Annotated in this window: 18 protein-coding genes and 1 tRNA gene; 8 read left to right on the forward strand and 11 right to left on the reverse strand. The window is 71.0% G+C overall.

Annotated elements, in window-relative coordinates; genetic code table 11:
* Positions 1–33: 33 nt before the first annotated feature.
* Positions 34–107, reverse strand: a tRNA-Pro gene (locus J2S35_RS01575).
* A gap of 178 nt (positions 108–285) precedes the next feature.
* A complete protein-coding gene (locus J2S35_RS01580; RefSeq protein ID WP_309849082.1) occupies positions 286–813 on the reverse strand; it encodes a TetR/AcrR family transcriptional regulator in 528 nt (175 codons plus the stop codon).
* On the opposite strand from J2S35_RS01580, the gene J2S35_RS01585 reads away from it, so the two are divergent.
* Positions 791–1,435, forward strand: a complete 645-nt coding sequence (locus J2S35_RS01585) for a hypothetical protein (protein ID WP_309849083.1) — start codon at positions 791–793, stop codon at positions 1,433–1,435. The two genes, J2S35_RS01580 and J2S35_RS01585, sit on opposite strands and share 23 nt — an antisense overlap.
* A 379-nt stretch (positions 1,436–1,814) precedes the next feature.
* On the opposite strand, the gene der is transcribed toward J2S35_RS01585, so the two are convergent.
* From der to J2S35_RS01630, 9 genes are all read right to left on the reverse strand, one after another.
* Positions 1,815–3,332, reverse strand: coding sequence for a ribosome biogenesis GTPase Der (der, locus tag J2S35_RS01590; protein WP_309849086.1), 1,518 nt, complete (start codon positions 3,330–3,332; stop codon positions 1,815–1,817).
* Positions 3,333–3,375: 43 nt separating this feature from the next.
* Positions 3,376–4,053, reverse strand: coding sequence for a lysophospholipid acyltransferase family protein (locus J2S35_RS01595; protein WP_309849088.1), 678 nt, complete (start codon positions 4,051–4,053; stop codon positions 3,376–3,378).
* Positions 4,050–4,808 carry a (d)CMP kinase gene (cmk, locus tag J2S35_RS01600; protein WP_309852966.1) on the reverse strand — a complete coding sequence of 253 codons (759 nt, stop codon included), beginning with the start codon at positions 4,806–4,808 and terminating at the stop codon, positions 4,050–4,052. The genes J2S35_RS01595 and cmk overlap by 4 nt, the downstream gene beginning before the upstream one ends.
* A 41-nt stretch (positions 4,809–4,849) precedes the next feature.
* The gene (locus J2S35_RS01605; RefSeq protein ID WP_309849089.1) at positions 4,850–5,950 is read right to left on the reverse strand and encodes a prephenate dehydrogenase; all 1,101 of its coding nucleotides are present in this window, start codon (positions 5,948–5,950) and stop codon (positions 4,850–4,852) included.
* A gap of 11 nt (positions 5,951–5,961) precedes the next feature.
* The gene (locus J2S35_RS01610) at positions 5,962–7,113 is read right to left on the reverse strand and encodes a pseudouridine synthase (protein ID WP_309849090.1); all 1,152 of its coding nucleotides are present in this window, start codon (positions 7,111–7,113) and stop codon (positions 5,962–5,964) included.
* Positions 7,114–7,182: 69 nt separating this feature from the next.
* Positions 7,183–7,830 (reverse strand): SMC-Scp complex subunit ScpB, encoded by a 648-nt coding sequence (gene scpB / locus J2S35_RS01615; protein WP_309849093.1) that lies wholly within the window; start codon positions 7,828–7,830, stop codon positions 7,183–7,185.
* Complete coding sequence (locus J2S35_RS01620) at positions 7,827–8,705, reverse strand: segregation and condensation protein A (RefSeq protein WP_309849096.1); 879 nt, start codon at positions 8,703–8,705, stop codon at positions 7,827–7,829. Before J2S35_RS01620 ends, scpB begins: the two co-directional genes overlap by 4 nt.
* Before the next feature lie 2 nt (positions 8,706–8,707).
* Positions 8,708–9,589 carry a ParA family protein gene (locus tag J2S35_RS01625; RefSeq protein ID WP_309849099.1) on the reverse strand — a complete coding sequence of 294 codons (882 nt, stop codon included), beginning with the start codon at positions 9,587–9,589 and terminating at the stop codon, positions 8,708–8,710.
* A gap of 254 nt (positions 9,590–9,843) precedes the next feature.
* Positions 9,844–11,256, reverse strand: a complete 1,413-nt coding sequence (locus J2S35_RS01630; RefSeq protein WP_309849101.1) for a cation:dicarboxylate symporter family transporter — start codon at positions 11,254–11,256, stop codon at positions 9,844–9,846.
* 190 nt (positions 11,257–11,446) lie between these two features.
* Here J2S35_RS01630 and pta point away from each other — a divergent pair, with 190 nt between their 5' ends.
* The 7 genes from pta (at position 11,447) to J2S35_RS01665 (ending at position 21,149) form a co-directional block, all read left to right on the forward strand.
* Positions 11,447–13,546 (forward strand): phosphate acetyltransferase, encoded by a 2,100-nt coding sequence (pta, locus tag J2S35_RS01635; RefSeq protein ID WP_309849103.1) that lies wholly within the window; start codon positions 11,447–11,449, stop codon positions 13,544–13,546.
* 89 nt (positions 13,547–13,635) lie between these two features.
* Positions 13,636–14,772 (forward strand): acetate/propionate family kinase, encoded by a 1,137-nt coding sequence (locus J2S35_RS01640; protein ID WP_309849106.1) that lies wholly within the window; start codon positions 13,636–13,638, stop codon positions 14,770–14,772.
* An 83-nt stretch (positions 14,773–14,855) separates the two neighbouring features.
* A complete protein-coding gene (locus tag J2S35_RS01645; protein WP_309849109.1) occupies positions 14,856–16,652 on the forward strand; it encodes an ATP-binding cassette domain-containing protein in 1,797 nt (598 codons plus the stop codon).
* Positions 16,653–16,768: 116 nt separating this feature from the next.
* Complete coding sequence (locus J2S35_RS01650) at positions 16,769–17,494, forward strand: GntR family transcriptional regulator (protein ID WP_309849111.1); 726 nt, start codon at positions 16,769–16,771, stop codon at positions 17,492–17,494.
* A gap of 10 nt (positions 17,495–17,504) precedes the next feature.
* Entirely contained in the window at positions 17,505–19,037 is a 1,533-nt protein-coding gene (locus J2S35_RS01655) for an MmgE/PrpD family protein (RefSeq protein ID WP_309849114.1), read from the forward strand.
* Between the two features lie 24 nt (positions 19,038–19,061).
* Positions 19,062–19,997: a methylisocitrate lyase gene (gene prpB / locus J2S35_RS01660; protein ID WP_309849116.1), complete on the forward strand. Its 936-nt coding sequence runs from the start codon at positions 19,062–19,064 to the stop codon at positions 19,995–19,997.
* A 12-nt stretch (positions 19,998–20,009) separates the two neighbouring features.
* Positions 20,010–21,149, forward strand: coding sequence for a bifunctional 2-methylcitrate synthase/citrate synthase (locus J2S35_RS01665; RefSeq protein WP_309849119.1), 1,140 nt, complete (start codon positions 20,010–20,012; stop codon positions 21,147–21,149).
* Positions 21,150–21,179 lie beyond the last annotated feature (30 nt).

The following is a 21,179-nucleotide window of genomic DNA, read 5'->3' on the forward strand; positions in this document are numbered from 1 at the left end:
TCGTCAGAGACGTGTCTCTGACGAGGCGTTTCGTCGGGCTGACAGGATTTGAACCTGCGACCCCTTGACCCCCAGTCAAGTGCGCTACCAAGCTGCGCCACAGCCCGTTACCCCGGACTTTCCGGACCCGTAGGCCCTCATCCGGTCAACTCATCCAGCATACCGCACGCTCGCGCTTCCCGCGAATAGGCGTTCTCCCCGCGCGCCGCGCGCCTCGCCCCATGAGCCTGCTCCCCCGCCAACACGCTTCTCACGCCGCGCCTCACCTGCCGCGGCGCCCGCATCTCACAGCGCGTCGAGCAGCGCGTCCACGGCGTCGAGGTAGGCGCCAGCCGCGTCGTCGCCCAAGAGGCCCCGGCGGAGGATGAACCCCTGGCACAGACCCAGGAGGGCTGGGGCCACAGCCTGGCCCCGCACGTGAGCCTCAGCCTCCGGAACCCCGCGCTGCGCCACGAGCCACTCGGCCACCATCCGCCCCAGCCGCTCCGTCAACGCGCCCATGACCTGGCCGGCCATGGCACGGACATCGGGCTCCACGGCCGCCTCGCCCCAGACCTGGACCACGAGGCCGGGGTCCGGCATGTCCTTGAGCATGGCCTCGAGGAACCGCCGGATGACAGCGCCGGGCGAGGTGTCCCCCGCGGCGGAGAGCTCGTCCAGGGCGCCGATCTTGGCGTCCACGATCCCCACAGCCACGTCGATCTGCAGCTGCTCCTTGGTCTCGAAGTAGGTGTAGATGGCCCCGGCGGACATCCCGGATTCCTTGATGATCTTGGCCATCGAGGCGCCCTTGAAGCCTTCGCGGGCGAACACGCACATGGCGGCCGCGCCCAAGGTCACTGTGACGAACGTGGTGCCGCTCGACTCGGGCGATCCGCGCGGCGCCAACCTGGCGCTGGCTGGTCTGCCGCTGACGATGGGCGGGATGATCGGCGGCATCCTCGTGTCCCTGCTGCTGCGCGGAACCCGCTCGCGTCTGCTGGGCGTGTTCATCTACGCGGCGCTGGCGGGCCTCGCGGTGACGCTCGTGCTGCACACGTGGTTCAACGTGCTGGGCGGGAACTTCGCTCTGGAGTGGCTCGTGGCGGCGCTGTCCCTCGGTGCCACGGCCTCGCTCATCTCGGGGCTGCAGGCGCTCGTCGGCGGGCCGGGCATTGGCATCGGCGCGCTCATCACGATGTTCATCGGCAACCCGATCTCCTCCATGAACGCGCCGAAGGAGTTCCTGCCTGAGCCGTGGGGCGAGATCGGCCAGTTCTTTGTCCCGGGCGCCACGGGCACACTGCTCCGGGATCTGGCGTACTTCCCGGACGCGCCGATGGCCCGGGCCTGGCTCGTCCTGGTGGGCTGGCTCGTGCTGGGCGTGACGCTGAGCCTCGTGGCCGGCGCGCGTGCCCGAGCCAAGTCGCGCGCTGCCGGAGCCGCCGGGGCGTAGGACCCCGGTCCCCCGCAGGACCGTTTGCCCCCGGTTCTGGAGTTCGCCACCGATATTGCAGGGGGCAAACACCGGACACGGGGGCAAACATGTAAGGGAGTGCCAGACGAGGGGGCCAACGCCGGAACCGGGGGCAAACCGGACGGTGGCGCCAGAACCGGGGACGAACTGGGCTTGGAGCCGACCCATCCGCTCACGCGTCCGAGCGATGCCCGCCTTCGGAGCCGCGTGTCCGGACCAAGCCCGTCAGAAGGCCCAGCGCCAGCGAGATGCCCCCGGGAATGGCAAATGCCCCCGTCAATGACGAGGGCAAATGCCAAAAACGGGGGCAAACGCGTACGTGGTGCCAAAAACGGGGGCAAACGCGCCAGTGAGCCGCCTAGCGCTTCCGCTTCTCGCGCACGCGCATCGACACCTCGATCGGCGTGCCCACGAACCCGAAGGTCTCGCGCAGGCGGCGCGTGATGAAGCGGCGGTAGCCCGGGTCCAGGAACCCGGACGTGAAGAGCACAAACTTCGGCGGCCGCGAGCTGGCCTGCGTCGCGAAGAGGATACGAGGCTGCTTGCCGCCGCGCACGGGGTGCGGGTGCGCCGCCACGAGCTCGCCGAGGAACGCGTTGAGCCGGGACGTCGAGATGCGCGTCTCCCAGCCCTCGAGCGCCGTGTCCAGCGCGGGCACGAGCTTGTCCTTGTGCCAGCCCGTCTTCGCGGACAGGTTCACGCGCGGCGCCCACGCCACGTGGGCCAGGTCCCGCTCGATCTCCCGCTCCAGGTACCGGCGGCGCTCGTCGTCGAGCAGATCCCACTTGTTGAAGGCGAGCACCAGAGCGCGCCCCGAGTCAATGGCCATCTGAAGGATGCGCACATCCTGCTCGGAGAGGACCTCGTCCACGGCGAGGAGCACGACGGCGACCTCCGCGCGGTCCAGCGCCGTCTGCGTGCGCAGCGACGCGTAGAAGTCCGCGCCGTGGGCCATGTGCTGGCGTCGGCGGATGCCGGCCGTGTCCACGAAGCGCCACTGGCGTCCGCCGAGCTCCACGAGCTCGTCCACCGGGTCGCGGGTCGTGCCGGCGAGGTCGTCCACAACCACGCGCTCGGCCCCGGCCGTCTTGTTGAGCAGGGAGGACTTGCCCACGTTCGGGCGCCCGATGAGCGCCACGCGGCGCGGTCCCCCGCGCTCGGGCACGCCGCCGAACGCGCTCACGTCAGGCAGAACCTCCATGACGGCGTCCAGCATGTCCGCGGCGCCGCGCCCGTGCAGCGCGGAGACGGGGTGCGGCTCGCCGAACCCGAGGCCCCAGAGCGCGGACGCCTCGGCCTCAACGAGCTCGGAGTCAACCTTGTTGGCCACGAGGACCACGGGCTTCTTCTTGCGGCGGAGCATCTTGACCACGGCCTCGTCCGTCGCCGTGGCGCCAACGGTGGCCTCCACGACGAGCAGCACGGCGTCCGCCACGTCCACGGCCATCTCGGCCTGGGCGGCAACGGAGGCGTGGATGCCCTTGGCGTCGTGCTCCCATCCGCCGGTGTCCACGATGGTGAACTCGCGGCCCATCCACTCGGCGCGGTAGGAGACGCGGTCACGCGTCACGCCGGGGACGTCCTCGACGACAGCCTCGCGGCGGCCGAGGATGCGGTTGACGAGGGTGGACTTGCCGACGTTCGGGCGGCCGACGATGGCGAGGACGGGCAGCGGGGCCTCGTCCTCTTCGTCCTCGTCACCGTCGAGGTATCGGGCGAGGATGTCCGCGTCCTCCTCGTCGAGGTCGTAGTCCTCGAGTCCCTCGCGGAGGGAGCGAGCGCGGGCCTCGGCCTCGTCCTCGCTGATCTCGGCGAGACGCTCCAGGACGTCGTCGGCCTCTGCGGGCTCGTACTCGTCGCGCGACTGGTCTGCCATGGTGTACCTCACGTTCACAGGGGTGTCCTCGGGGGCGTCCGCCCTAGGCCGAGGGAAGTCTGAGCCCCGTGCGCCGCTCCTCGGCGTGCACGTGCTCGGCGAGCGCCCGGCGAATGTCCTCGGCGCCTCGTCTCATTGTCTCACGGCCCGCCTCGCCGCTTCTCGCCTCCAGCCGGAAGGGCTCTCCAAAGGAGACGACGACGCGGCTGCGCGGGGCCGGAAGCCAGTTCTTCCCGGCTCCTTGCGCCCGTGTGCCGAGGATCGCCGCGGGGACAACCGGCGCCCCGGACATCGACGCGAGCCAGGCGACACCGCTGGAGATGGCCGCGACCGATCCGGTCCCCCGCGTGCCCTCCGGGAGGATGCCGACGATCTTCCCCGCGCGCAACAGCTTCAGTGCCGCGGTGAGCGCCCGCCGGTCCCCCGAGCGGTCAATGCCAATCTGCCCCGAGTAGTGAAGGAAGGGGCCGACGACGGGCAGCTCGAACATCTCCTTCTTGACGAGGATGTGCGCCTCGCGGGGCAGGGCCGCGTAGAGCGCGGGGCCGTCGAGGAGACCCGCATGGTTCGCGGCGACGATGACGCCGCCGGACGTGGGGATGTTCGCCACGCCCGGCGTCTCCGTGCGGTAGACGCCCTTGTTGATGACGGCCCCGACGCGCGAGACCCACGGCCATGCCCCCTCGCGCGGCTCACGCTCGCCGTAGGGGACCCGGCTCATGCCTGGGCCTGACGCGGCTCGCGCTGCTCCGGTTCGTGCTGATCCTCTTGGGGCTGGGCCTGGGGCGCCTGGCCCTCGCCCTGCACCGCCGCGGCCACGATGTCGAGCAGCGCCTGGATGGTCTGCTCGAAGTCGAGGTCGCTGGAGTCCAGCGTGACCACGCCGTCGGCGGCCGTCGTGAAGTTCACGAGGGCGGAGTCCTTGCGGTCCCGGCCCGTGACCTGGGCGGCGAGGCTCTCCTCGGACTGCGTGCCGCCGAGCTGGAGTCCCCGCCGGCGGAGCCGAGCCTCCTCGGACGCGGTGAGGAGCACGCGGGCATCGGCGTCGGGCGCGACCACGGTGGTGATGTCCCGGCCCTCGGCGACGATCCGCCGGTGGGACGCGATGACGTCCCGCTGGAGGCCGACGAGGATCTCCCGGGCGCGCGGGTTGGTGGCCACGGCGGAGACCCGCTCGGAGACGAACGGCTCCCGGATGGCCTCGGTGACCTCGCGGCCGGCGATGCGGACCACCTGCGGCTGGGCGGGGTCCGTGGAGACCGTCACCTCGGAGCCGGGGATGAACGCGGCCACAGCGTCCTGGTCGGTGAGGTCCAGCCCGGCGTCGAGGCACGCGAGCGTCACGGCCCGGTACATGGCGCCCGTGTCGAGGTACGCGGCGCCGAGGCGGCGGGCCGCCTCCCGGGACACGCTGGACTTGCCGGAGCCGGAGGGCCCGTCCACGGCGACAACGAGGCGATCGGTGGTGTTCACGATGCTGGTTCCTTCGGTGGGTGTCTGCGGTCCGGGAGCGGGGCTCACCGGACGTGGTAGGCGTTCATGCCGCGGGCCACGAGCTCGTCCGCGGTACTCTGGCCCAGGTGGGTCTGGACGGAGAGGTCCACGGCGCCCACCTCGCGGCCCGGCGCGTGCTCCATCCGCACGTCCTCGACGTTGACGCCGAGATCGGCGAGGACGTTGAAGAGGCTCCCGAGCTGGCCGGGGCGGTCGTCGAGGAGCACCATGACGTGCGCGAACCGCTCCGAGCTCGTTCCGTGCTTGCCGGGGAGGCGGGAGCGCCCGGCCTGGCCCGCGTCGAGGAGACGCGCCAGCGCGAGCCTGGCCCCCGGCGCGGCCGGGTCCTCGAGCGCCTCGAGGACCCCGTGCAGGTCGGAGGCGAGCTCCGCCAGCAGCGGCCGCACGGCGGCGGCGTTGCCCGCGAGGATCTGCACCCAGAGCGTCGGGTCGGACCCGGCGATCCGCGTGGTGTCCCGCAGCCCGTTCCCGGCCAGGGCCAGGGACGAGTCGTGCCCGCTCGTCAGCCGCGAGGCCACGAGGGACGCGGCCACCTGCGGCATGTGGGAGACGAGGGCCACGGCCGAGTCGTGCTCCTCGGGAGTCATCGTCACCACGGTGCCCCCGAGCCGCCGCGCGAGGGTCTCCACAGCGTGGGTCGCGTCGGCGTCGCCAGAGGGGCAGACGATCCACGGCATGGCCTCGAAGAGCTCGGCGCGGGCGGCGACGGGACCCGACCGCTCGCGGCCGGCCATGGGGTGCCCCGGCACGTAGCGGCCCAGATCCGCCGTGATTCCTGCCTTCGCGGCGAGCTCCCGGACCTGCGCCCCGATGCGGCCCTTGATGCTGGCCACGTCGGTCACCACGGCGTCCGGGAACTCCCGGAGCGCCGCCACGATGGACTCGGCCGTGGACTCGGGAGGCGTGGCGACGACGACGATGTCCGGCGCGTCCGAACCGTCCTTCCACAGCCGGCCGGCGCCGAGGTCCTCGGCGATCGCGGCGGCCGTGGGGCTCTGGTCACGGACGTAGACCGCTCCCCCGAGGGACCGCCACTTGAGCCCGACGGACGCACCGAGCAGGCCGGTGCCAACAACGAGGACGGACGGCAGAGACGCAGCCACGGCGTGCCCCCTTAGAGCCCGACGAGGCTGAGCAGGTGCCCCACCTCGTGGCGTCCGAGCGTGCGGACCGTGCCCTGCTTCTGGTCCCCGAGGCTGATGGGGCCCACGGCCACGCGGAGGAGGCGCTCGACGGGGTGACCGACGGCGTCGAACAGGCGCCGCACAATGCGGTTCTTGCCGTTGTGGAGGACGACCTCCACGAGGACGTGGCCCGGGCGCGAGTCGATGAGGCGGAAGGAGTCCACGGACGCCCAGCCGTCCTCGAGCTTGAGCCCGTCCCGCATCTGCTTGCCGATGCCCGGCGCGAGCGGACCGCGCACCTGCACGAGGTACGTCTTGGAGATGTTGTAGCGCGGGTGCATGAGGCGGTTGGCGAGCTCGCCGTCGTTCGTGAGGATGAGGAGGCCCTCGGTCTCCGCGTCGAGGCGGCCCACGTGGAAGAGGCGCTCCTGCTTGCCCTTGACGAAGTCGCTCACGGCGGGGCGGCCCTCGGGGTCCGTCATCGTGGAGACGACGCCCTTGGGCTTGTTGAAGACGATGTACGTCTTGGACGCGTCGAGCTGGATGCGCTCGCCGTCCACGTGGATAACGTCCCGCTCGGGGTCCACGCGGCGGCCCTGCTCGATGATGACCTCGCCGTTGACCTCGACCCGGCCCTCGTCGATCATCTGCTCGCACGCGCGGCGGCTGGCCACGCCCGCGTTGGCGAGGACCTTCTGCAGGCGCACGCCCTCCTGCTCCGAGGAGGCGTCACCGCGCGCTGCGCGCGGCTCGATGGGCGCGCGGTCCTCGGGGCGGAGCGGCTTGAGCTCGCGTCCACGGCGGTCCTTGGCAAACGCCTTTCCTGCCGACGACGGCGCCTGGCGGAACTGTCCGCCCTTCGCTCCGGGGCCACCCTTGCCGGGCTTGCCCGCGGCGCCGGACTTGGGGCCGAATCCGCGGGGGCCGCCGGTCTTGGCGCCCCCGGTCTTGCCTCCGCCGGTCTTGGCGCCGAAGCCCTTGCCACCGCCGCCCTTGGCGCCGCCGAACGTGCTGCCGCCCGAGGCGCCTCCGCGGGGCGCTGCGCCGGAGCGTCCGGCGGGGCCGCCGGTGCGGCGGGAGGGGGAGCCGTTGGATCGGGATCCGCCGGAGGCGGGGGTGCGGTTGAATGACGAGCTGCTCATGAGGCGTCCTTGTGTTGAAAGTCTGGTGCTGACCCGCGGCGTCACGCACACGGGTCTCCCCCTATTCTCTCAGAGGCCGCGCTCGCCTTCCACCGTCTCGGCGGCGTCCACCGCGCCCAGCTCCGGCTCGCCCGTCTCGATCTCCTCCAGGTCCCCCACGCCCGGCAGCAGCGGGGAGATCTGCGGGAGCTCCTCGAGGGACTCGATCCCGAGCCGCTCCAGGAAGAGCCGAGTCGTGCCGTAGAGCGTGGCGCCCGTGGCGGGGTGGACGCCCTGCTCGTCGATGAGCTCGCGGTGCTGGAGGGTCTTGACCACGGAGTCCACGTTGACGCCGCGGATCGCCGCGACCTCGCTCCGGGCCACGGGCTGCCGGTACGCGATGACGGCGAGGGTCTCGAGCGCCGCCTGGCTCAGGCGCACGCGCTGGCCGGAGAGGACGAACCGCTCCACGACCTCGCGGTGCTCCGGCCTCGCGTAGACCCGCCACCCGCCGCCGCTGCGCCGGATCTCGAAGCCGCGCGGCCTCGCGCCCGCACCTCCCGCGTACTCTGCTTGGAGGGCGGCGATGGCGGCCTCGGCCGTGGACTCGTCCTCGTCCAGCGCGCGGGCCAGCTCGGCGGCGGACACGGGGCCATCCGCGACCATGAGCACCGCCTCCACGGCCGCGAGCAGCCCCTCGGACAGGCCCGCCTCTAGCGATTCCTGGCTGTCACTCATGCTTCGGTCCCCTCGTAGTCGTCTACCTCGGCGAGAACGGCCCCGGCGTCGTCGTCATCCGCGAGCGCCTCCCCCGTCCACCGCGCGAGGACCGTCTCCCCCTCCTGCTCCAGGAGGAGGAGGTTGCGCCGGTAGAGCTCCAGGAGCGCGAGGAAGCGGACCACGAGGACGAGGCGGGAGTCAGCGTCCGCGATGAGCTCCGCGAAGGTCAGGGTGCCGGACTCGGCGAGGCGGGCCGCGATGGTCTCGCACTCCTCCGCCACCGTCACCCGGGACGTGTGGAGGTGGCCCGTGCCGACCTCAAGCGGCACGGGCGGCTTGGCCTGGCCGAAGGCGGCCCGGGCGATCTCCGCGAGCGCCTCGGGCGTCATGGAGAACTCGAGGCGGGGCGCGAGGTCCTCGAAGCCCTCGCCGCGCCGCACGTCCCGGGGCACGTGGACGCGCTCCTCGGCGAGGCGCCGCCCCACGTCCGCGGCGGCGCGCTTGAACGCCTGGTACTGGAGGAGCTTGGCGAAGAGGAGGTCGCGGGCCTCGAGTGCCTCGATGTCCTCGCGGGACTCCACCTCCCCGCTCGGGAGCAGGCGCGCGGCCTTGAGGTCGAGGAGGGTGGCGGCGACGACGAGGAAGCCCGTCCGCTCGTCCAGCCGCTGCTCCTCCGTGCGCGGGTCATCGACCCCGGACTCCGCGAGGCGGAACGTGTAGGCGAGGAACTCGTCCGTGACCTCCGCGAGCGCCACGCGCGTCACGTCCATCTCCTTGCGGGCGATGAGGTTGAGGAGGACGTCGAACGGGCCCTCGAAGTTGTCCAGGGACACGGCGAACCCGCCGGGGGCCTCGGCCGTCCCGGCGGGTTCTGCGGTGTCCTGGGGGCTCACGTCTACGGCGCGCCGCCGCGCTCGATGAGCTCCTTGGCGAGGTTGCGGTAGGCGTCCGCGCCGGGGTGGTTTCCGGCGAAGCTCGTGATCGGCTCGGCCGCCACGGTGGCGTCAGCGAACTTGATGGAGCGCTTGATGGGCGTCTCGAAGACCTTGTCGCCGAACGCCTCGACGAGCCGGCCCATGACCTCGCGGGCGTGGAGCGTGCGGGGGTCGTACATCGTGGCGAGGACGCCGTCGATCTGCAGGTCCGGGTTGAGGCGGTCCTGCACCTTCTCGATGGTCTCCACGAGGAGAGCCACGGCGCGCAGGGCGAAGAACTCGGGGATGAGCGGGATGATGACGCCGTGGGAGGCCGTCAGCGCGTTGACCGTGAGGAGGCCGAGGGACGGCTGGCAGTCGATGAGGATGACGTCGTAGTCGTTGGACACCTTGCGCAGGGCGCGCTCGAGGACCTGCTCGCGGGCCACCTCGTTGACGAGCTGCACTTCGGCAGCGGAGAGGTCGATGTTCGCGGGCAGCAGGTCGAGGTTCTCCACCTCGGTCTCGAGGATGGTCTCGCGGATGTCGACCTTGCGGTCCATGAGGACGTTGTAGACGGTGTCGTCGAGGTCGTGCGGGTTGGCACCGAGGCCTGCCGAGAGCGCGCCCTGCGGGTCGAAGTCCACGAGGAGGACCTTGCGGCCCAGCTCCGCGAGCGCGGCGGCGAGGTTGATCGTGGACGTCGTCTTGCCGACTCCGCCCTTCTGGTTGACCATCGCGATGACGCGCGCGGGCCCGTGGGACTCCAAGACCGGCGGCTCCGGGAACTCCCGCAGGGGCTTGCCCGTGGGGCCCAGCTGCGGCTCGTCGCCTGCGCTCTTCGTCTCAGACTGCTTCGTCACGGAAAACTCCACGCTTCCTAATATCTGGTCGATGGTCCGGGCGCGGCCGCCTCGCTCGTGGGCGGACGGCGGTCACGCCTTCTCCAGGCTAGAGCCCTTCCCTTGCATTGTGCCGGACAAGGCGGGCGCGCACGGCGAGCCTTGAAGCAGAGGTTGAAGTCTGAGTTGATCGCTGGAGAGAACGACGACGCCGGCCGCCCCACGGGAAGCAGGGGCGGCCGGCGGGGCCGGTTCTCCGGTCGAGCGGACGCGGGCTAGTGGACCAGCGTCGCCTCGTCGAAGGGGATCTTCTTGTCCAGCACCGCTCGGGCCCGGTCCACGTCCATCTCCTTGGCCCAGCGGCCCATGATGAGCGTGGCCACGGCGTTGCCCGAGAAGTTCGTCAGGGCGCGCCCCTCAGACATGAACCGGTCAATGCCCAAGATGAGCCCAACGCCGTCGACCAAATCCGGGCGGTGAGACTGAAGGCCGCCCGCGAGGGTGGCGATGCCCGCGCCCGTGACGCCGGCCGCGCCCTTGGAGGCGATGATCATGAAGACGAGCAGGCCAATCTGCTGGCCGAAGTCCATCGGCTTGCCGAGCGCGTGCGAGATGTAGATCGAGGCCATCGTCAGGTAGATCGCCGTGCCGTCCAGGTTGAACGAGTAGCCCGTGGGGACGACGACGCCCACGACGGGCTTGGACACGCCCGCGTGCTCCATCTTCGCGATGAGGCGGGGCAGGGCCACCTCAGACGAGGACGTCGAGAAGATGAGCAGGTACTCCTTGGCGAGGTAGCGCATGAGCTTGAAGACGTTGAGGCCCGTCACCACCTTGAGCAGCGTGCCCAGGATGACGACGATGAAGAGGATGCACGTGATGTAGAACGCCACCATGAGCAGGAGCATCGAGGTGATGGCCTTCGCGCCCGTCGCGCCGACGACCGCGGCCATCGCGCCGAACGCGCCGATGGGGGCCAGCCACATGATCATCGTCAGGATGCGGAAGACGACCCGCTGGATGATCGTGATGAGGTCGAGCAGCGGCTGCGCGGGGGCGCCGATCTGCTGGATGGCGAAGCCGACGAGGAGCGCCACGAAGAGCGTCTGGAGGATCGACTCGCCCGTGAGGGAGGCCAGGAGCGTCTTGGGGATGATCCCCAGGATGAAGCCGACCGTGCCCTCAGCGTGCTGATCCGATTCCGGGACCGTGTAGTGGGCGCCGGAGACGTCGAGGCCATCGCCCGGGTGGATCCAATTGCCGACCACGAGGCCGATGGCGAGCGCGAAGGTCGACATGACGAGGAAGTACACGAGCGCTGCGCCGCCCACGCGGCCCACGGTGGCGGCGCGCGCGATGGAGCCGACGCCGAGCACGATGGTGCAGAAGATGACCGGCGCGATGATCATCTTGATCAGCGCGATGAAGCCCGTGCCGAGCGGCTTCATCGCCTTGGCCTGCTCCGGGAGCACGAGGCCCATGACGGCGCCGATGATGACGGCCGCGATGACGGCGATGTACAGGAAGTGGGTCTTGTCCCGCTTGCGGGCCGGGGCCGCAGCGTCCGCCCTGGAGCCGGGCTCGATGCCCGGTGCCGTGGACTGGTCAGCGCGGTCGAGGCCGGCGCCGCCCGCGGCGGAGCTGACCGACGGGTCCTCCGGGCGCCCCGGGGTTGTTTCGTGGCTCATGATGAGTGCCTTTGAGTAGTGAGAGCGAGCGGAGTGGGGCCCACCCCGCGAGTGATTGTGAGGGATCTTACAGGCTGCGGGCGTGACGAACAGAACTCATGACGAACGCTCTGTCATAGAGGGAACCGGGCCCGGGCCTTCTAGACTGGGAGACGATGCACTTCGCTTTCCGAACCCCGAAGGACGTGACATGACTCAGGGCATCTTCCTCGACGCCATGACCCCGCGCGCTGGCAAGACGCTCGTCGCGCTCGGACTCGCCGATTCCCTGATTCGCCGGGCCGAGACCGTCGGGTACTTCCGCCCGGTCCACCTCACGGACTCCGAGGACACGGACCCCACCATCCGCCTCATGCGCCAGACGTTCGGCGAGGGCAACATCGTGGCCCGCGGCGGCGTGTCCCTCGCCCGCTGCCGGGAGATCCTCGCCAGCGGGGACCACGACGAGCTGGACACCGTCGCCCTCTCCGTCTACTCGGAGATGAGCCGGACGTGCGACGTCATCATCGTCGACGGAACCGACCTGCTGGCCCACAACGCCGCGACGGCCGAGTTCGACATGAACGCGCGCATCGCCAACAACCTCGGCTGCTCGGTCCTCGCCGTCATCAGCGGGCACATGGCGGGCTCGGTCGAGGACATCGTCAACGCCGTCGAGGTCACCCGCTCCGAGCTCCACGCCGCCAAGGCTGACCTCCTCGCCATCATCGTCAACCGCGTCAGCCCCGAGCTCGCGGAGGCAGCCGAGCGCGCGGTCCCCGTGGGCCGCCGCGGCGGGCACGTCTACGTCATCCCCGAGACGCCCGCGGTGTCCCAGCCGACCGTCCAGGAGGTCGCCGAGGCCCTCGAGCTCGAGACCGAGGACGTCGCCGTGTCCCTGGACCGCGACGTCCAGGCGGTCAAGGTCGCCGCGATGACCGTCGGGAACTTCCTCGCCCAGATGGGCGACGGAGACTTCGTCATCGCCCCCGCGGACCGCTCCGACGTCGTCATGGCCACGCTCGCCTCCGCCCTCTCCCCCACGTTCCCCGTCCCGTCCGGCCTCCTCCTCTCCGGCGGGATGGAGACGAACGCGGCCACGCAGGCGCTCATCGCCACGGCCCCGTTCCCCGTGCTGCGGACCAAGACGGACACGTTCACCGCCGCGCAGGCCGTCGGCTCCGTCCAGGGCGCGCTGCGGGCCGGCGAGCCGCGGAAGATCGCCGCCGCCATGGGCCTGTGGTCCAACCGGATCGACGAGAAGGAGCTCCTCGGCCGTCTCGAGCTCCCCCGGCCCGTCCGGCGGACGCCGCTGCGCTTCCTCCACGAGCTCATCGAGAAGGCCCGCAGCGACCGGCGCCGCGTGGTCCTCCCGGAGGGCGAGGACGCCCGCGTGCTCCGGGCAGCCGAAATGATCGTCCGCCGGGACTTCTGCGACCTCACGATCCTCGGCCCGGCCGAGCGCGTCCGCGAGCTCGCCCAGTCCGAGGGCATCGACCTCGTCTTCACGGACTCCGACGACGAGCCCGGCGTCCGCCTGATCGACCCGGCCACGTCCCCGCTGCGCGAGGAGTACGCGGCCGAGTATGCGCGGCTGCGCGCCCACAAGGGCGTGGACCACGCCCAGGCCATGGAGCGCATGCTCGACGGCTCGTACTTCGGGACGATGATGGTGCAGCTCGGCCACGTGGACGGCATGGTCTCCGGCGCGGCTCACACCACGGCCAACACCATCCGGCCCGCGCTCGAGTTCGTCAAGACCAAGGAGGGCGTGCAGATCGTCTCCTCCGTGTTCTTCATGCTCCTCGAGGACCGGGTGCTCGTGTACGGCGACTGCGCCGTCAACCCCAACCCGGACGCAGCCCAGCTCGCGGACATCGCGGCCGCCTCCGCGGAGACCGCCGCGCAGTTCGGCGTGGACCCCAAGGTCGCCATGCTCTCCTACTCCACCGGCGGCTCGGGCAGCGGCGAGGACGTGGACCGCGTCCGCGAGGCCACCGCGCTGCTCAAGGAGAAGCACCCCGAGATCGTCGCCGAGGGGCCCATCCAGTACGACGCAGCGGTGGACCAGTCCATCGCGGCCTCCAAGCTGCCCGGCTCCCCCGTGGCGGGCCAGGCCACCGTCTTCGTCTTCCCCGACCTCAACACTGGCAACAACACCTACAAGGCGGTCCAGCAGTCCGCGGGTGCGGTCGCCGTCGGCCCCGTCCTCCAGGGCCTGCGCAAGCCGGTCAATGACCTCTCGCGCGGCTGCACCGTGGACGACATCGTCAACACCGTGGCCATCACCGCCATCCAGGCCCAGGGCTGACGCGGGCCATCCCCTCCGGGCCGCCCGCCCCGCCCCAGGATCTCGCCTGGGCCGGCCCGCCCGCCGGCCTCCTCGAAAGGACCACCACCATGCTTGTACTCGTCGTCAACTCCGGCTCCTCCTCCATCAAGTACCAGGTGCGGGACACGGACACCCAGGAGGTCCTCGCGAAGGGCCTCATCGAGTCCATCGGCACCGGCGGCCTGCCGGACCACGCAGCCGGACTGGACCTCATCTCCGAGCGCCTCGAGGATGAGCTCGGAGGCCGGGAGATCGACGCGGTGGGTCACCGGGTCGTTCACGGCGGCGAGCGCTTCGCGGAGCCGGTCGTCATTGACAACGAGATCATCCGGGCCATCGAGCGCCTCTCCACCCTCGCGCCGCTGCACAACCCGGCGGCGGCGCTCGGCATCCGCGCCATCACGGAGAAGTGGCCGCACATGCCGCAGGTCGCGGTGTTCGACACGGCCTACCACCGCACCATCCCCGAGCACGCCTGGCGCTACGCCGTCCCCAACGAGTGGTACACGCTCTATGGCATGCGCCGGTACGGCTTCCACGGCACGAGCCATGAGTTTGTGGCACGCCAGACCGCCGAGTTCCTGGGTATGGACCTTGCTGACTTCGACGGTGTGGTGGCCCACGTCGGCAACGGCGCGTCCGTCACGGCCGTCAAGGGCGGCGAGTCCATCGACACCTCCATGGGCTACACCCCCCTCGCGGGCCTTGTCATGGGCACGCGCACGGGCGACGTCGACCCGTCCGTTCTCCTCGCCGCCCTCCGGCAGGTGCCGGGCATCAGTTCCGCCGAGGACCTGGACCGCGTGCTCAACAAGCAGTCCGGCCTGACCGCCCTCGCCGGGACCAACGACATGCGCGAGATCCAGGCCCGCTCCGAGTCCGGCGACGAGGCCGCGCAGATGGCCGCCGAGATTGCGTCCTACCGTTTGGCGCAGTACATCGGCTCGTACCACGTGGTCGTCGGCGGCGCGAAGGCCATCGCCTTCACGGCCGGCATCGGCGAGAACTCCGCGTTCTTCCGCAAGGCGACCGTAGACCGCTTGGGCGCCCTGGGCATCGTGCTCGACGACGCCGCCAACGCCGTCCGCAGCGACGACGTCCGCGTCATCTCCACGCCCGAGTCCGCCATCCCCGTCCTCGTGGTCCCGACGGACGAGGAGCAGGCCATCGCCGAGGCCACGCGGGCGGCGCTGACCTCGGCGTAGCGATACACCGACTCGAGTGATTGACACTCACCAATCGTGCAAGATATGGTGACCTCCATCTGAGTTCTGCGTGGAGGTGACCCGTGACGTGGTTGTCGAGCATTCGGTTCGGGTGGGGCGCGCTGCGAGCCGCGGGACGGACGAGCCCGGGGCGGTTGGCGGTCATCCTCCTCGCCATCGCCCTGGAGAACGCGAGCGCCATCGCGGCCCCGCTCATCCTGGGCCTCGGGCTCCAGCGGGCCTTGACGAGCCAGGACGGGGCCGTCGTCGCCGTGGCGGCCTACGTGGGGGCGGTCTTCCTCGCCTCGGCCGGCAGCTACCTAACGCATGCCCTCTACGGGCGCATCGAGCAGTCCGTCCAGAGCGAGTGGATGGCCGACGGGCTCACTTCCTCCCTAGCCAGCCACCCGGAGGCCCGCGCCCGGAGGGAGACGTCCGAGGTCTCGTACGCCATCGACGCGCTCGGCGGCTGCCTCCGCGACGCCCTGAGCAGCATGGCCCTCAGCGTTGCCCCCTCCACGGTGCGAGTCGTGGCCGGCGCGTGCGCCATCGCGGCGGTGGCCGGGCCGGGCGCCGTCGTCGTCTATGGACTCGGGATCGTGGCGTACCTGTGGGTGAGTTCGCCGCTCGCCGCGGTGCATCAGAAGCGGCAGTCGGAGTTCTTCGGCGCGTGCCTGACGAATTTCGGCGGGCTATCCAACGCGGCCGGGATGTGGAGGGAGGCACGGCTGTTCGGGTCGGCGCCGTTCCTCGCGGCGCGGTACCGCACCTCGCGCCTGCCCGTGGAGGAGCTGGGCATCGCGTCGTACCGTGCCACGCGGAACCTCGTGCTCACGCAGACGGGGCTCGTGGCGGCCATCGTGGCGGCGGTGCTGGGGTTGCACCTGGCCTCGACGGGGACGGGGCCGGAGTCGCTCGGGTCCATCGTCAGCCTGGCCGGTGTTACGCTCGCGGCCGTGAACCCGCTGCAGTCCGTGGGGTTCGCCATGTCCACGCTCGCCGCGGCCGTCGCCAAGCACGAGGAGTCCACGAGGGTTCTGCGGGCCGGGGCGCCGGAGGGATCCACGGGCCTCACCACCGTGACCCGCGCCCAGGCGGACCCCGAACCCACCCGCTCAACCGAGCCGACACTCACCCCGCCCGCCGGGGAATCCCCCGCCTCTCCGGCAGCCGGAGATGTCCGACGCAGCACCCCCGAGATCGCCGTGTCTGGGCTTGGTCTCCCCGGGCTGTCCGAGGGCGCGAGGCTCACGGCGGGCCGGCCGATCTGGGTCACGGGCCCGAGCGGCTCCGGCAAGACGACGCTCCTGGAGCAGCTCATCGGCCTCCGCTCCTCGGGCGGGGCGACTCTGACGATCCACGTGCCGGGACGGGACGCAGCTGACGCGGTTGGCGCGTCTGACCTGACGACGGGCGCCGGCAGGCCTGGGGCCGCCGGGACACCTGGCGCGGCGGTCGCCGGCCCAGCCGCGCCCATCGCGTACTTGCCGCAGGAGTCCCGCCTCCTTGAGTCCCCCGCTGCAGCGAACGTGGATTTCGGCCGCGAGCTTCCCCCCGAAGCCGCAACGTCTGGGCTGGACGCACTGGGACTCGCGTCCTTGGCGGCGGGTGGCCCGCGCGGGGACGAGCTCGTCGGCGGGGACGCCTCCGTCCTCTCCGGCGGCGAGACGCGCCGCGTGTGCCTCGCCCGCACACTGGCGGGCTCCGAGCCGCTCGTGGTCCTGGATGAGCCGACGACGGGCCTCGACGCCGCCGCGCGGAAGCGGGCCTGGGCCGCCATCGAGGCTCGGGCCGCAACCGCCGTCGTGCTGGTGGCGACGCACGACACCGACGCGCCCCGCCGCCCGGGCGACCCCGTTGTCACGCTGAAACCGCGCTAGCCCGCGTGGAGGGACCCGGCCACGTCTGCATACAGGAAGCGCTCCGGCAACTGGGAAATCCCTGAGACTTCGGCACCCGCGGCACGCGTCGCCGGATCTGTGTATACAGTAGTGGCATGCGAGCGAGTGATCTGGCCTACACCGAGCTGCGGCGGGACATCGTCGAGTGGCGGCTTGAGCCCGGCCGCGTCTTGGGCGAGGTCGAGCAGGCCGAGCGCCTCGGCGTCTCCCGCACCCCGCTCCGCGAGGCCCTGAAGCAGCTTCAAGCTGACGGGCTCGTGGAACCGCACGGCGGCCGTGGCGTCGTCGTCACCCATGTCTCCGCAGATCACGTTGACGCGCTCTTTGAGGCGAGGGCCGCCCTGGACACCGCGAGCGCCGCGCTGGCGGCGCGGCGGGCCGACCCCGTGCGCTTCGAGCGCCTGACCGTGGACCTTGAGGACGCGGCCATCCGGCTGGAGGCGGACCCGGATGACGAGAGCGTGGAGACGTATTACGTCCTCGTGACACGGCTGGACGATCTCGTCGACGAGGCCGCCGACAACCCCTACCTGCGCCGCGCCCATGTGCCCCTCAAGGCGAATCTGGCGCGGCTGCGGCGGGCCACCCGGGAGAGCCCCGGCCGCCTGCGCGCCTCTGCCACCGAGCACGCGGCCATCGCCCGGGCCATCGCCTCGGGGGACCCTGATCTGGCGTCCGCCGCGACCCGCGTTCACCTGGAGGCGGCGCGGCGGGCCATCGTCAGCGCTCTCGCGCACCTCGATCCCCCGGAGTCTTCCGCGCCCCGCTCCGAGGCAACAACCCGTCCAACACCGTCCTCTGTCATACCAGCCACCGTCTGAAAGGCGAACCATGACCGTCACGCACACCGTTCGAGTCCACCGCTCCGAGGAGAACACGCCGCGCGAGGAGCAGCTGGCCGCCAAGATCGCGGCCGTCGCGGCGGACCAGGTGCCCGTTGAGCCCGAGGTCGAGGAGATGATCATCAACCGGATCATCGACAACGCCTCTGTGGCCGTCGCGTCGCTCAACCGCGGGCCCATCGTCTCCGCGCGGGCGCAGGCCCTGAGCCACCGCTCCGGGGCCGCCTGCGGGCAGTCCGGGGCCGGGGCGAGCGTCTTCGGCATCACGGAGAAGGTCTCCCCCGAGTGGGCCGCCTGGGCCAACGGCGTGGCGGTGCGCGAGCTGGACTACCACGACACCTTCCTCGCCGCCGAGTACTCGCACCCGGGCGACAACATCCCCCCGATCCTCGCCGTGGCTCAACACAAGGAGTCCTCCGGCGCGGACCTCATCCGGGCCATTGCCACGGGCTACGAGATCCAGGTCGACCTCGTCAAGGGCATCAGCCTGCACAAGCACAAGATTGACCACGTCGCGCACCTGGGGCCCTCGGCCGCCGCGGGCATCGGCACGCTGCTCGGCCTCGACGAGGAGACGATCTTCCAGGCCGTCGGCCAGGCGCTCCACACGACCACGGCCACGCGCCAGTCCCGCAAGGGCGAGATCTCGACGTGGAAGGCGCACGCCCCCGCCTTCGCCGGCAAGATGGCGGTCGAGGCCGTGGACCGCGCCATGCGGGGCCAGACGTCCCCCGTGCCGATCTACGAGGGCGAGGACGGAGTCATCGCGTGGCTCCTCGACGGCAAGGACGCCTCCTACGAGGTCCCGCTGCCGGGCAAGGGCGAGCCCAAGCGGGCCATCCTCGACACGTACACGAAGGAGCACTCCGCGGAGTACCAGGCGCAGGCGTGGATCGACCTCGCCCGCCGTCTCCACAACGAGCACCCCGAGCTGGCCGACCCCGCGAACGTCGAGCGGATCGAGATCGCCACGAGCCACCACACGCACTACGTCATCGGCTCCGGCGCCAACGACCCGCAGAAGTACGACCCCACCGCCTCCCGCGAGACGCTCGACCACTCGATCATGTACATCTTCACCGTGGCCCTGCAGGACGGCGCGTGGCACCACGTGGACTCCTACGCCCCCGAGCGCGCCCAGCGCCCGGACACCGTGGCCCTCTGGCACAAGGTCACCACGAGCGAGGACCCGGAGTGGACGCGCCGCTACCACTCGCTCGACATCAGCGAGAAGGCGTTCGGCGGAAGCGTCAAGATCACGACGACGGACGGCCGGACCATCGAGGACTCGATCGCCGTGGCCGACGCCCACCCGCTCGGCGCGCGCCCCTTCGCCCGCGAGCAGTACATCGCCAAGTTCCGCACGCTGGCTGAGGGGCTCGTGGAGGAGGCGGAGATCGAGCGCTTCCTCGACGCCGCCCAGCGGCTGTCCTCGCTCGGCGCGGGCGAGCTGGACCAGCTCAACATCACGGCGGCCCCGGGGGTCATCGACCTCGCGGCCGCCCCCAAGGGCCTCTTCTAGGCCGCGGAAGGAAGGTCAACGCAGATGCTCACGTCAACCATGACCCCCGCCGCCAAACGAGTCGCCCTGCGGAAGGCCCTCGTGCCGGGGGCTGCCGCCCAGATGCCGGGTGCCTTCAACCCGCTCTCCGCCAAGCTCATTGAGGAGAAGGGCTTTGACGGCGTGTATGTCTCCGGCGCGGTCCTCGCCAATGACCTTGGCCTGCCGGACGTCGGCCTGACCACGCTGACGGAGGTCGCGGCGCGAGCGGGGCAGATCGCCCGCATGACCAACCTCCCAGCGCTCGTGGACGCGGACACGGGCTTCGGCGAGCCGATGAACGTGGCCCGCACCATCCAGGAACTCGAGCACGCAGGGCTCTCCGGCTGCCACATCGAGGACCAGTTCAACCCGAAGCGCTGCGGCCACCTGGACGGCAAGAACATGGTGGACCTCGAGACCGCCACGAAGCGGATCCGCGCGGCGGCGGAGGCCCGGATCGACGAGAACTTCCTCATCATGGCCCGCACGGACCTCCGGGCCGTCGAGGGGCTGGCCGCGGCGATCGACCGCGCCAAGGCCCTCGTCGACGCCGGCGCGGACGCGATCTTCCCCGAGGCGCTGCGCTCCCTCGAGGAGTTCGAGGCCGTCTGCACGGCGGTCGACGTACCGGTCTTGGCCAACATGACCGAGTTCGGCAAGTCCGAGCTGTTCACCCGGGATCAGCTCGCCGCGGCCGGAGTCGCCGTCGTCATCTACCCCGTGACGCTCCTGCGCTCGGCGATGGGAGCGGCAGAGCGCGTCCTTGAGGACATCCGCGACAATGGCACCCAAGAGGCGTCCGTTCCCGAGATGCTCACGCGGGCCCGCCTGTACGAGCTCGTGGACTACGAGGCGTACAACCAGTGGGACACGGGCATCTTCAACTTCGAGGTCCCGAGCCTCGATATCGCCAGCAATGCACGCACGCTCCACGACTAGAAAGGCCGGATCATGACGGACATCAAGAAGGGGCTCGCGGGCGTCGTCGTCGACGTCACGGCCATCTCCAAGGTCAACCCCGAGACCAACTCGCTCCTGTACCGCGGCTACCCCGTGCAGGACCTCGCCGCGCACCGCTCGGTCGAGGAGGTCGCCCTGCTCCTGTGGACCGGTGAGCTCCCGGACGACGACGAGCTGGCGCGCTTCGTCGCCTTCGAGCGGGCGCACCGGGCGCTGGACGAGAACGTGCGCCGCGCCATCGACCTCCTGCCCGTGGACTGCCACCCCATGGATGTCGGCCGCACGGCCGTGTCCGTCATGGGCGCCAACCACCCGAAGGCGGAGGACTCCTCCCCCGAGGCTGAGCTGGAGAAGGCCCAGGCCCTCTTCGCGGCGTTCCCGGCCGTCCTCGCCTATGACCAGCGGCGCCGCCGCGGCCAGGACCTCGTGGAGCCCCGCGAGGACCTCGACTACGCGGAGAACGTCCTGTGGATGACGTTCGGCGAGGAGCAGCCGCCGGAGGTCGTGGACGCCTTCCGCGTCTCGATGGTCCTCTACGCGGAGCACTCGTTCAACGCCTCGACGTTCACGGCGCGCGTCATCACGTCCACGCTCTCGGACCTGCACTCGGCCGTGACGGGGGCCATCGGCGCTCTCAAGGGGCCGCTGCACGGCGGCGCCAACGAGGCCGTCATGCACACGTTCAACGAGATCGGCATCCGCGCGGACGAGTCCCGCGAGGACGCGGCGGCCCGCGCCAAGGCGTGGATGGAGGACGCGCTCGCCCAGAAGAAGAAGGTCATGGGCTTCGGGCACCGCGTCTACAAGAACGGGGACTCCCGCGTGCCGACGATGAAGGCGGCGCTCGACAGGATGATCGAGCACTACAACCGCCCCGAGATGCTGGGGCTCTACGACGGGCTGGAGGAGGCGATGGCCGAGGCCAAGGGCATCAAGCCGAACCTCGACTACCCCGCCGGCCCCACGTATCACCTCATGGGCTTCGACACCGAGATGTTCACGCCGCTCTTCATCGCAGCGCGCATCATGGGCTGGACCGCGCACATCATGGAGCAGCGCGCGAGCAACTCGCTCATCCGCCCGCTCTCCGAGTACGTCGGCCCCGAGCAGCGCGAGCTCCCTGCGGAGTAGCTCCGTCTCTCGCGCGTCATGACGACGACG

Origin of the sequence: Falsarthrobacter nasiphocae (assembly GCF_031456275.1) — a bacterium.
Lineage (GTDB): Bacteria > Actinomycetota > Actinomycetes > Actinomycetales > Micrococcaceae > Falsarthrobacter > Falsarthrobacter nasiphocae.

What these genes read in the sequence shown, in the direction of transcription:
- der (WP_309849086.1), bottom strand. Translation starts at nt 3,332, where the DNA reads ATGGCAGACCAGTCGCGCGACGAGTACGAGCCCGCAGAGGCCGACGAC.
- J2S35_RS01595 (WP_309849088.1), bottom strand. Translation starts at nt 4,053, where the DNA reads ATGAGCCGGGTCCCCTACGGCGAGCGTGAGCCGCGCGAGGGGGCATGG.
- J2S35_RS01610 (WP_309849090.1), bottom strand. Translation starts at nt 7,113, where the DNA reads ATGAGCAGCTCGTCATTCAACCGCACCCCCGCCTCCGGCGGATCCCGA.
- scpB (WP_309849093.1), bottom strand. Translation starts at nt 7,830, where the DNA reads ATGAGTGACAGCCAGGAATCGCTAGAGGCGGGCCTGTCCGAGGGGCTG.
- J2S35_RS01630 (WP_309849101.1), bottom strand. Translation starts at nt 11,256, where the DNA reads ATGAGCCACGAAACAACCCCGGGGCGCCCGGAGGACCCGTCGGTCAGC.
- pta (WP_309849103.1), top strand. Translation starts at nt 11,447, where the DNA reads ATGACTCAGGGCATCTTCCTCGACGCCATGACCCCGCGCGCTGGCAAG.
- J2S35_RS01640 (WP_309849106.1), top strand. Translation starts at nt 13,636, where the DNA reads ATGCTTGTACTCGTCGTCAACTCCGGCTCCTCCTCCATCAAGTACCAG.
- J2S35_RS01650 (WP_309849111.1), top strand. Translation starts at nt 16,769, where the DNA reads ATGCGAGCGAGTGATCTGGCCTACACCGAGCTGCGGCGGGACATCGTC.
- J2S35_RS01655 (WP_309849114.1), top strand. Translation starts at nt 17,505, where the DNA reads ATGACCGTCACGCACACCGTTCGAGTCCACCGCTCCGAGGAGAACACG.
- prpB (WP_309849116.1), top strand. Translation starts at nt 19,062, where the DNA reads ATGCTCACGTCAACCATGACCCCCGCCGCCAAACGAGTCGCCCTGCGG.
- J2S35_RS01665 (WP_309849119.1), top strand. Translation starts at nt 20,010, where the DNA reads ATGACGGACATCAAGAAGGGGCTCGCGGGCGTCGTCGTCGACGTCACG.